Source organism: Mesorhizobium sp. M7A.F.Ca.US.002.01.1.1, from assembly GCF_004022955.1.
Classification (GTDB): domain Bacteria; phylum Pseudomonadota; class Alphaproteobacteria; order Rhizobiales; family Rhizobiaceae; genus Mesorhizobium; species Mesorhizobium ciceri.
This window is the reverse complement of the sequence record NZ_RZQE01000202.1, coordinates 1-10,061: the sequence shown is the minus strand read 5'-3', so window position 1 is coordinate 10,061 and position 10,061 is coordinate 1. Positions and strand designations below refer to the sequence as shown.

Here is a 10,061-nt window from a genome sequence, read left to right as displayed (position 1 = left end):
ACCGTACTGCGCGAGGCGCGCGTGCTGATGCCCGACCGCCGCTTCATCTATGTCGCCGACGACGCTGCGTTTCCCTATGGCGCCTGGGAAGAGCCGGCGCTGAGGGTGCATATCCTTGAATTGTTCGGCAAACTGCTTGAGCGGTTTGCGCCGGCCATTTCGGTCATCGCCTGCAACACCGCCTCGACGTTGGTGATCGACGCGCTGCGCGACAGATTTCCCGAGCATCCTTTTGTCGGCATGGTGCCTGCGATCAAGCCGGCGGCGGAACGCACGCGCTCAGGGCTGGTTTCGGTGCTGGCGACGCCTGGCACCGTCAAGCGCCAGTACACGCGCGACCTGATCAGCAAATGGGCGCAGAAATGCCATGTCCGCCTGGTCGGCAGCGACAGGCTGGCGGGACTGGCTGAGATCTACATGCGTGAGGGCTTCGTCGATGAGGAGGCCGTGCGCGCCGAGATCGCGCCATGCTTCGTCGAACGTGATGCGCTGCGTACGGATATCGTCGTGCTCGCCTGCACACACTACCCCTTTCTGGCCAATCGTATGCGCAAGACGGCGCCTTGGCCGGTCGACTGGCTCGACCCCGCCGAAGCGATCGCGCGCCGGGCGCTGTCGCTTCTCGCCGACATCGATCCGAGCGGTCGTGGCGAGATGTTGCCTGAAGGGCCCGACCTTGCCGTCTTCACATCGAAAAGAGCCGATTTCCCCACCCGCCGCCTGATGCAGGGGTTCGGGTTGGCGATGTCGTGATTGCGAAGCGGAACATCACGGCAGTCGTTGCGTTTTCTCCTGATGCCAACGGGAGAAAGAGCCATGCCAGCCACCTCGAAAGCCCAGCAGAAAGCCGCCGGCGCGGCTCTGTCGGCCAAGCGCGGCGAGACCAAGAAGAGCGAACTCCAGGGCGCTTCCAAGGGAATGTACGAATCGATGAGCGAAAAGCAGCTCGAGGAATTCGCCGAGACGAAGCGCAAGGGCCTGCCGGAGAAGAAGTCGAAAGGCTAGAGTGCGGTCCGCCGTTCAAGGGAAACGCCGAAGAACACGAGCCGGAATCAAACGCCCGCGGCCAAACCGCGGGCTTTGAAGTGATGTCGGCCGCCTGAGACCGGATTGCAGCCTACCAGCGCCCTCTGCACTGCTTGATCTTGTAGCGGATGACCTTCTTGTGGCCGTGCCGCCAGATAATTTTCTTCTTGATCACGATGCGGCAAGCCTGGTGGTGCCGGTGCCCTTGCCAATGCCTGGCCTCAGCCGGCTCCGGTGTCATGACCGCCATGGATCCCGCCAACACAGCGGCTCCTGTCAGGGTAAGGAAGAATTTCTTCATGCGAATGTAGCTCCTCTGCTCCGGTCCCTTCCTGATGCCGCTGGCGCAACCTCCCGCCACATCCGGCACTGTACTCAACCCAGAGACGCTATATCGTCGCCATGGCCTACGCCAGCCACAAGCTTGACACCGGTTAAATCTCCGTTTAATCAGCGCGCCAACACCGGGCCGCAATGCCCGGTGGTTTTCTTTATGTGCGCAAGATGCGTGGAAATCCAATTCTACTATCTTGTTTGAACTGACGTGTCCCGTGGGTTTTCCGCCGCGTTGCGTGGGAAAACCCTGTCAGGTCTCGAAAACGGAGGCCAGAGGAGGGCGCGTTTCCTTCACCCGGACCATGAGGTTCCGGGTGTGTTGTTTTGAAAAGGGAATGCGATGAGCAAGCGCGAATCCGCGAAGTACAAGATCGACCGCCGTCTCGGCGAAAACATCTGGGGCCGCCCGAAGTCCCCGGTCAACAAGCGTGAATACGGCCCCGGCCAGCATGGCCAGCGCCGCAAGGGCAAGCTTTCCGATTTCGGCCTGCAGCTGCGCGCCAAGCAGAAGCTGAAGGGGCACTATGGCGACGTTTCGGAAAAGCAGTTCCGCAAGGTTTATGAAGAGGCTGACCGCCGCAAGGGCGACACCTCGGAAAACCTGATCGGCCTGCTCGAGTCGCGTCTCGACGCGGTCGTCTACCGCGCCAAGTTCGTGCCGACCATTTTCGCCGCCCGTCAGTTCGTCAACCACGGTCACGTCAACGTCAACGGCAAGCGCGTCAACATCGGCTCGTACCGCTGCAAGCCGGGCGATGTCGTCGAAATCCGCGAAAAGTCCAAGCAGCTGGTCATCGTTCTGGAAGCGGTCGGTCTCGCCGAGCGCGACGTGCCGGACTACATCGAAGCCGATCACAACAAGATGGTCGCGACCTTCTCGCGCATCCCCGGCCTGGCGGACGTTCCGTTCGCCGTGCAGATGGAACCGAACCTGGTCGTCGAATTCTATTCGCGCTAAACGAGCGCGTTCTGCGACATCCTGCGAAGGCCGCCCGTCGAGGCGGCCTTTTCTTTGTCGGTCATGTCCGCTAATCCGGCGCTCTGGGCCATTGAAAGCGACATGCCATGAACATGCTTCCAGACATTGAAACGCTCGAACCGGTCGCCGACAGCGAAGGCGGTTTCCATCCGCTGTTCGCCGACGTGCCGTCCTCGGTCGAGTTCAACAAACTGCGCAAGCGGCTGCTGCGGCTGACCCGGCAGGCGATCGAGGATTTCTCGATGGTCAAGCCCGGCCAGCGCTGGCTCGTAGCGCTATCGGGCGGCAAGGATTCCTACGGCCTGCTCGCGGTGCTGCTCGACCTAAAATGGCGCGGGCTCTTGCCGGTCGATCTTCTGGCCTGCAATCTCGACCAGGGCCAGCCGAATTTCCCCAAACATATCCTGCCGGACTATCTCGACAGCAACGGCATTGCGCACCGGATCGAATATCAGGACACCTATTCCGTCGTCACCGACAAGCTGCCGGCGGGCAGCACCTATTGCTCGCTCTGCTCGCGTCTCAGGCGCGGCCATCTCTACCGCATTGCACGCGAGGAGGGGTGCTCGGCGCTGGTGCTCGGCCACCATCGCGAGGACATTCTCGAGACCTTCTTCATGAACCTCTTCCATGGCGGGCGTCTCGCCGCCATGCCGCCAAAACTGCTCAATGACGAAGGCGACGTCATGGTGCTGCGGCCATTGAGCTATTGCGCCGAGGTCGATCTGGAAAAATTCGCTGCCGCCATGCGATTCCCGATCATTCCCTGCGATCTCTGCGGCAGCCAGGAAGGTCTTCAGCGCAACGCCATGAAGGCGATGCTCGAGGACCTGGAAAAGCGCATGCCGGGCCGCAAGGATACGATGCTGCGCGCGCTGTCGAACAGCAGGCCATCGCATCTGCTCGACAGAAAGCTGTTCGATTTCGCTGCCCTCAACGAGACCCTCACCACAAGGCAAGCCGATGACATTTGACGACACCGCGATCGGCTGGCTGGCCGGCATTCTGGCCGAGGCGGCACTTGCCGAGATCATGCCGCGCTTTCGCCGGTTGGGCGATGGCGATGTCAGGCAGAAGACGTCGGCCGCCGACCTGGTGACCGAAGCCGACGTCAATGCCGAGCGGCTGATCACCGCGCGGCTGCGCGAGCGGTATCCCTCAGCGATGGTCGTCGGCGAGGAGGCCTGTTCCGACAATCCAGCGCTTTTAAACGGGTTGGGCGATGCCGATCTGGCCTTCGTCATCGACCCGGTCGACGGTACTTTCAATTTCGCCTCCGGCGTGCCGCTGTTCGGCGTCATGCTGGCGGTCGTGGTCAAGGGCGAGACTGTCGCCGGCATCATCCACGATCCCGTCGGCAAGGACTGGCTGATTGGCGCCAGGGGTGCCGGCAGCCATATCCGGCATGCGCACGGCAGCATCGAGAAGGTGCATGTAGCGGTACCCGCGCCGATCTCGGAGATGACCGGCTCTGTCTCCTGGCAATATATGGCCGAGCCGGAACGGACACGGCTGGCGCGCAACCAGACCAAGATCCTGTCGCAGTTCGCCTATCGCTGCGCCGCGCACGAATACCGCCTGCTGGCGAGCGGCCATGCCCACTTCGTCGTCTACAACAAGCTGATGCCGTGGGACCACCTGGCCGGCGTGCTGATCCATGCCGAGGCCGGCGGCCATGCGGCGCGCTTCGACGGCAGCGCCTATCTGCCCTCGCATCTCGGCGGCGGCCTGCTTGTCGCGCCAGACAAGGAAAGCTGGCACGAATTGCGCCGCGAGCTCTGGGCGCAGTAGGATCGATTGCTGCGTTAGCCGAAAGCAGTACAATCTCGCGCAAATCCGGAGGCTCTCGAATGAAACCTCGGTTTGCATTTGTCGCGGTGGCTCTTGCCGCCGGTCTGTTCGCCAGTTCCCTGGAAGCAAGGTCGCAAGAGCGCAGCTGTCGCAGTACCGATCCCGTCGACACGATAAAGGAGATGTCGGACGCGATCTATGCCTGCTGGAAGCCGCCACCCGGAACCGCGGGCATGTCCCTCACGCTGCGGTTCTCGCTTCGCCGCAACGGCACGCTGATCGGCAAACCTCGCGCCACATATTCCGATCTGGGAACCGATGCCCAGCGCAGCCGGGCCTTCGTGGCATCCATCCTCAGGGCACTCGATGACGCTCTGCCATTGCACTTTTCGGACAGCATGGGCGAAGCAATTGCGGGGCGCATGCTTGCCCCTCGGTTCACGGCAGCCCTTGAAGGTGCGTCCTAATGCAAGTCGGTGATGTGCCCTGAAACGGGCGGGTTCTGTGGCTGGAACATCTTGCCGCGCTCGGCGATGAAGATCATCAGCAGCGCGGCGACCGAGACGCTGCAGAAGCCGGCGGCCAGCGGCGTCACCGTGCCGTTGAAGGCCTGGCCGATCAGCGTGCCGAGAATGCCGCCGAGAAACGTCTGCATGAAACCGAGGATCGACGAAGCCGTGCCGGCCAGTTGGCCGAGCGGCTCCATGGCCAGCGCGTTGAAGTTCGCGCCGAGCGCACCGAATGGAAGCATGGCGCAGGCAAAGAAGGTGATGAACAGCCAGAGCGGCATCTTCATCTCCAGCGAAATCACCAGCCAGGCAAGGCTGATGACCAGGAACAGCAGCAACGCACTCTGCGACAGGCGGCGCATGCCGATGCGGCCGACAAGGCGCGAGTTCAGAAAGTTGGAGAAGGCGAGCACGCCCGCAACCCCAGCAAAGATGACCGGGAACATCTCGCCGACTTTGAAAATGTCGACATAGATCTGCTGCGCCGAAGCGATGAAGCCGAACATGGCGCCGAAAATGAAGGTGCTGGCGAAGGCATAGCAGATCGCAATGCGGTTGGTGAGAACGATACGAAACCCGCCGACAATGGAGTTGAGCGTCAGCGGCCGGCGATGTTCGGGATGCAGCGTTTCAGGAAGGCGCAGCAGCGACCAGGCCGAGACGAGCAGCGCACCGACGGCCATGGTGACGAAGATCCAATGCCAGGTCGCAAACAGCATGATAAATTGGCCGATGCCGGGAGCAATGACCGGTATCGCCATGAACACCATGAAGATCAGCGACATCACCTCGGCCATGCGCCGGCCGTCGAACGTATCGCGCACGATCGAGACCGCGATGACGCGGGTGGCGGCTGCACCGATGCCTTGCACGGCCCGGCACAGCAGAAGTGTTTCAAAGCTTGGTGCAACGGCGGCGGCCGCAGCCGCGGCGACATAAATCACCAGCCCGGCGACCAGTGGTGCGCGACGTCCGAAGCGATCCGAGATCGGCCCGAAGAATAGCTGTCCGCCGCCGAAGCCCAGAATGTACGCCGTTATGACATACTGCCGGTGGTTTTCATTTTCGACGCCGAGCGAGGCGCCGATCTGCTGCAGAGCCGGCAGCATGATATCGATGGCCAGCGAGTTCAGCGCCATCAGTGCCGCGCACAGAGCGATGAACTCCCAGCGCGGAATGGGCAGTTTGCTTGCCGATTGCGGCGCTGGTCTTGGCTGGTCCACGGCAAGTCCGATCTTTCAAACGAAAATGCGCCGGCGGGCCGGCGCATTGGCTCGTCCTGGTCCTGGGGTCAGGACATGAAAATTGCCGAGGTGAGGTTGCCCCGGTGCCTGGTGCTCGATGCCCGAAAATCAACGTCGATTTAGGGCACGCACAAAACAGAAATCAGGCGGCGCCTTTGACGCTGACGCCCTTCTCGACGAGGAACGTCTGCAGCTCGCCCGCCTGGAACATCTCGCGCACGATGTCGCAACCGCCGACGAATTCTCCCTTGACGTAGAGCTGAGGGATCGTCGGCCAGTTGGAGTATTCCTTGATGCCCTGGCGCAGTTCAGCCGAGTCCAGGACGTTCACGCCTTTGTAGTCGGCGCCGATATAGTCGAGGATCTGGACGACCTGGCCGGAAAATCCGCATTGCGGGAAACCAGGTGTGCCCTTCATGAAAAGGACGACGTCGTTGCCCTTCACTTCATTGTCGATGTAGTCGTTGATGCCGCTCATGGAATATCCTTTCCCGCCTGTGGGAGTCAGGCTCGAAACATACCCTTCAAATAAACCCAACGATTGCTCGAAACAAGACGTTAGCCGCGCCGTGGCTGAAATGGCGCAAAGGATGAGCCGTGTTGGGCCAAGCGCTAAGGGTCAGTCGGGAACGCTGGTCTGCAGCGCCAGTGCGTGCAACACGCCGCCCATATTGCCCTTCAGCGCGTCATAGACCATCTGGTGCTGCTGGACGCGGCTCTTGCCGCGAAAGCTCTCGGCCACCACCTCGGCCGCATAGTGGTCGCCGTCGCCGGCGAGATCGCGAATCGTCACCTTGGCGTCCGGAATGCCGTCCTTGATCAGTTTTTCGATGTCGTGGGCATCCATTGCCATGGCAAAATCCTGTTTCGAGCGGCCGGTAGCCGGCCATAAGATGAGAGTCGGGTGAGCCTAAAGCCTTTCCGGTCCGGATTGAAGCCGTTCTGTCCCGCCAACGGCCACACGGCTTCAGAGAAAGACTAGGCCGGTGGGCTTGCTTCATCCTCGGCAACGTCCTCGCGTGTCGAGAAAGCGCGGCCAAGGCCGAAGGCAAGCACATAGAGCGGCGCGTTGAGCAGCAGGCTGACAATGGGGAGATAGCTCGTCATTTGCCAAGCCGGCGAGAAGAACCCTTGGCCATGGCCGTCGCAGATGAGCGACGAGCCGTACTCCCACAACGCGCCCACGACCACCGTGCCGGCGAAAAGCTTGACGCAGGTGACGATGTGCCTTGCCCGTGCCGGATCCGGGAAAAGGCGGCCCCAGAGCACCAGGCAGATGATCGGGACCGCGTAGAGGAGGTTCTGCAGCGCCAGCATCGGGACGGCGCCGTTCGCCGCGGCAAGGAACTCCGCACGTGTTTCCAGCCGCATACAAACCTCGCTCGAGGTTGTCGACAGCAGGAAAAAGACGAACGGTCCCAGGAACCAGAAGAAGAACAGCGACGGCCAGAAAACGACTGCAAGCAGCGCCCGGGCAGCCAGTGTGGTCAACTAGCCTGATCCATGAAGCGCGGGAACCAGCCTTCGTGAGCCGAGGAGAGTTCGCTGACCGGGATTGCCCTGGCGTCGCCAAGCTTCAGCGCGCTGCCGCCTGTGGAGCCGATCCACGGCGCGAAGATGCCAAGCTCGCCCTGCTGCTTGCGAATGGCGTCCCATTCGTCACCATGCGGGTCGATCGACAGCGTCAGCAGATAACGGCCCTGATCCTCGCCGAACCAGACCGGGATCGGGTCGGTGCCGACAAGGCCGGGAACGGTGGCGCCGATGCCGGACGCCATCACCATTTCGGCTAAAGCCACCGCGATACCGCCATCGGAAACGTCATGCGCCGCCGTGACGATGCCGGAGGCGATGAGCGCGCGCACATGGTCGCCGACGCGCTTTTCATGCTCGAGGTCGACCGGCGGCGGCGGTCCATCCGTGCGGCCGTGTATGTCCCTGAAATAGACCGATTGCCCGAGATGCGTTCCCCAGGACGCCGGCGCGCCGACCAGCAGGATCATTTGGCCCTCGGCCGCAAAGCCGGCCCGCACCATCTTCGACCAATCGGCGATCAGGCCGACGCCGCCGATGGTCGGGGTTGGCAGGATGCCCTGGCCGTTGGTCTCGTTGTAGAGCGAGACATTGCCGGAGACGATCGGGAATTCGAGCGCACGACAGGCGTCGCCGATGCCCTTCACGGCACCGACCAGCTGGCCCATGATCTCGGGCCGTTCCGGGTTGCCGAAATTGAGGTTGTCGGTTGCGGCCAGCGGCAGAGCGCCGGTGGCGGTCAAGTTGCGCCAGCATTCGGCCACCGCCTGCTTGCCGCCCTCGTAAGGGTCGGCCTCGCAATAGCGCGGCGTCACGTCGGACGAGAAGGCGAGCGCCTTGGTCGCATGGCCTTCGACCCGCACCACGCCGGCATCGCCGCCTGGAAGCTGCAGCGAATTGCCCTGGATCAGCGTGTCATACTGCTCCCACACCCAGCGGCGCGAAGACAGGTCGGGACCGCCGAGCAGCTTCAGCAGCGCGTCTGCAACATCGGCTTGCGGAACGTCATTGGCGGCCAGCGGCGCCGGCTTCTTCGGTTCGATCCACGGCCGGTCATATTCCGGAGCCTTGTCGCCAAGATCCTTGATCGGCAGGTTGGCAACCTCGTCGCCCTGGTGCAGCACGCGGAAGCGCAGATCGTCGGTGGTCTTGCCGACGATGGCGAAGTCGAGCCCCCATTTGTGGAAGATCGCCTCGGCTTCCTTTTCCTTTTCCGGACGCAGCACCATCAGCATGCGCTCCTGGCTTTCCGAAAGCATCATTTCGTAGGCGCTCATGCGCTCTTCGCGCACCGGCACCTTGTCGAGATCGAGCTCGATGCCGAGGTCGCCCTTGGCGCCCATTTCGACCGCCGAGCAGGTGAGGCCGGCCGCACCCATGTCCTGGATGGCGATGACGGCGCCCGAGGCCATCAGTTCGAGGCTGGCTTCCAGCAGGCACTTTTCGGTGAAGGGATCGCCGACCTGCACTGTCGGACGCTTCTCATCGATCTTGTCGTCGAATTCGGCCGAAGCCATGGTGGCGCCGCCGACGCCGTCGCGGCCGGTCTTGGCGCCGAGATAGACGACCGGCAGGCCGACTCCCTTGGCTTCGGACAGGAAGATCGCATCGGTCTTGGCAAGGCCCGCTGCAAAGGCGTTGACCAGGATGTTGCCATTGTAGCGGGCATCGAAATTGACCTCGCCGCCGACCGTCGGCACGCCGAACGCGTTGCCATAGCCGCCGACGCCGGAAACCACGCCTGAAACGAGGTGCCTGGTCTTGGGATGGTCGGGCGCACCAAAACGCAGCGCATTCATCGCCGCGATCGGCCGCGCGCCCATGGTGAAGACGTCGCGCAATATGCCGCCGACGCCGGTCGCCGCACCCTGGTAGGGCTCGATGTAGGATGGGTGGTTGTGACTCTCCATCTTGAAGACGACGCAGTCGCCATCGCCGATGTCGACCACGCCAGCATTCTCGCCCGGCCCCTGGATGACCTGAGGTCCGGTGGTCGGCAGCGTGCGCAGCCATTTCTTCGAGGATTTGTAGGAGCAGTGCTCATTCCACATCGCCGAGAAGATGCCGAGTTCGGTGAAGCTCGGCTCGCGCCCGACGAGGTCGAGAATGCGCTGGTACTCGTCGGGCTTGAGCCCGTGTGAGGCAATGAGCTCGGGGGTGATCGGCACGGAATTGGAAATGGTCATGGGCGGCGATTTTTATCCGGGACGTTGGGATTTTGAGTCCCGTCTTATCGCAAGCCTTGCGGCCGATACACCCATGGATTGACGAAAAACGACGGAAAACCGGACAAAGCCACGCAGTGTCAGGAGAAGCTGTCGTAGCCGGCGCGGCCTTCATCGAGAAGTCGCCGGATCACCGCAACGCCTTCAGCGATATCCCCGCGCTGTCTCGGCTGCGAAACGCCGAAGCGGACGCCATGGAAAACCTGCTCGGAACGGCCGGCCTTGAATTCGTCCTCGTCGTCGATCAGCACGCCGTGCTCCAGGCAAGCGTTCTTGAAGGTGCCGGAAAGCCAGGGGTCGGGCAGGGTCAGCCAGACAAAGGGCACCCTGTCATGCGACTTGAAGGCGAAGCCGGCCAAAGTCTCGCGTACGATGGCGATGCGGGCGCTGATTTCGGCGATGCTGCGCTTTCGTATCT

The 10,061-nt window shown here is 62.4% G+C and carries 12 protein-coding genes and 1 pseudogene; 6 read left to right on the top strand and 7 right to left on the bottom strand.

The features are described 5' to 3' along the window. Positions 1-753 (top strand): glutamate racemase (locus EN932_RS19605; protein ID WP_128368987.1); only part of this gene is annotated, 753 nt, incomplete at its 5' end. 63 nt (positions 754-816) lie between these two features. After that, entirely contained in the window at positions 817-1,005 is a 189-nt protein-coding gene (locus tag EN932_RS19600) for a DUF3008 family protein (RefSeq protein WP_013532144.1), read from the top strand. Between the two features lie 112 nt (positions 1,006-1,117). Here EN932_RS19600 and EN932_RS19595 read toward each other — a convergent pair whose 3' ends face one another. Further along, entirely contained in the window at positions 1,118-1,327 is a 210-nt protein-coding gene (locus EN932_RS19595) for a hypothetical protein (RefSeq protein WP_013532143.1), read from the bottom strand. A gap of 375 nt (positions 1,328-1,702) precedes the next feature. Here EN932_RS19595 and rpsD point away from each other — a divergent pair, with 375 nt between their 5' ends. From rpsD to EN932_RS19575, 4 genes are all read left to right on the top strand, one after another. Next, positions 1,703-2,320: a 30S ribosomal protein S4 gene (gene rpsD / locus EN932_RS19590; RefSeq protein ID WP_013532142.1), complete on the top strand. Its 618-nt coding sequence runs from the start codon at positions 1,703-1,705 to the stop codon at positions 2,318-2,320. A 107-nt stretch (positions 2,321-2,427) separates the two neighbouring features. After that, positions 2,428-3,315: a tRNA 2-thiocytidine(32) synthetase TtcA gene (gene ttcA, locus EN932_RS19585; RefSeq protein ID WP_027162370.1), complete on the top strand. Its 888-nt coding sequence runs from the start codon at positions 2,428-2,430 to the stop codon at positions 3,313-3,315. Further along, on the top strand, positions 3,305-4,132 hold the full coding sequence (locus tag EN932_RS19580; protein WP_127384845.1) for an inositol monophosphatase family protein: 828 nt from the start codon (positions 3,305-3,307) through the stop codon (positions 4,130-4,132). Before ttcA ends, EN932_RS19580 begins: the two co-directional genes overlap by 11 nt. A gap of 59 nt (positions 4,133-4,191) precedes the next feature. Further along, complete coding sequence (locus tag EN932_RS19575; protein WP_013532139.1) at positions 4,192-4,599, top strand: hypothetical protein; 408 nt, start codon at positions 4,192-4,194, stop codon at positions 4,597-4,599. On the opposite strand, the gene EN932_RS19570 is transcribed toward EN932_RS19575, so the two are convergent. The 6 genes and pseudogenes from EN932_RS19570 to EN932_RS19545 form a co-directional block, all read right to left on the bottom strand. Next, the gene (locus tag EN932_RS19570; protein ID WP_013532138.1) at positions 4,596-5,864 is read right to left on the bottom strand and encodes a multidrug effflux MFS transporter; all 1,269 of its coding nucleotides are present in this window, start codon (positions 5,862-5,864) and stop codon (positions 4,596-4,598) included. The genes EN932_RS19575 and EN932_RS19570 overlap by 4 nt on opposite strands. A 163-nt stretch (positions 5,865-6,027) precedes the next feature. Then, the gene (gene grxD / locus EN932_RS19565; protein ID WP_013532137.1) at positions 6,028-6,363 is read right to left on the bottom strand and encodes a Grx4 family monothiol glutaredoxin; all 336 of its coding nucleotides are present in this window, start codon (positions 6,361-6,363) and stop codon (positions 6,028-6,030) included. A gap of 141 nt (positions 6,364-6,504) precedes the next feature. Then, positions 6,505-6,738 (bottom strand): BolA family transcriptional regulator, encoded by a 234-nt coding sequence (locus tag EN932_RS19560; protein WP_010909092.1) that lies wholly within the window; start codon positions 6,736-6,738, stop codon positions 6,505-6,507. A gap of 125 nt (positions 6,739-6,863) precedes the next feature. Continuing rightward, complete coding sequence (locus EN932_RS19555; protein WP_127370286.1) at positions 6,864-7,376, bottom strand: hypothetical protein; 513 nt, start codon at positions 7,374-7,376, stop codon at positions 6,864-6,866. Next, positions 7,373-9,604, bottom strand: a complete 2,232-nt coding sequence (gene purL, locus EN932_RS19550) for a phosphoribosylformylglycinamidine synthase subunit PurL (protein WP_013532135.1) — start codon at positions 9,602-9,604, stop codon at positions 7,373-7,375. Before purL ends, EN932_RS19555 begins: the two co-directional genes overlap by 4 nt. 119 nt (positions 9,605-9,723) lie before the next feature. Then, a pseudogene (locus EN932_RS19545) lies at positions 9,724-10,061 on the bottom strand (PLP-dependent aminotransferase family protein); the annotation flags it as partial.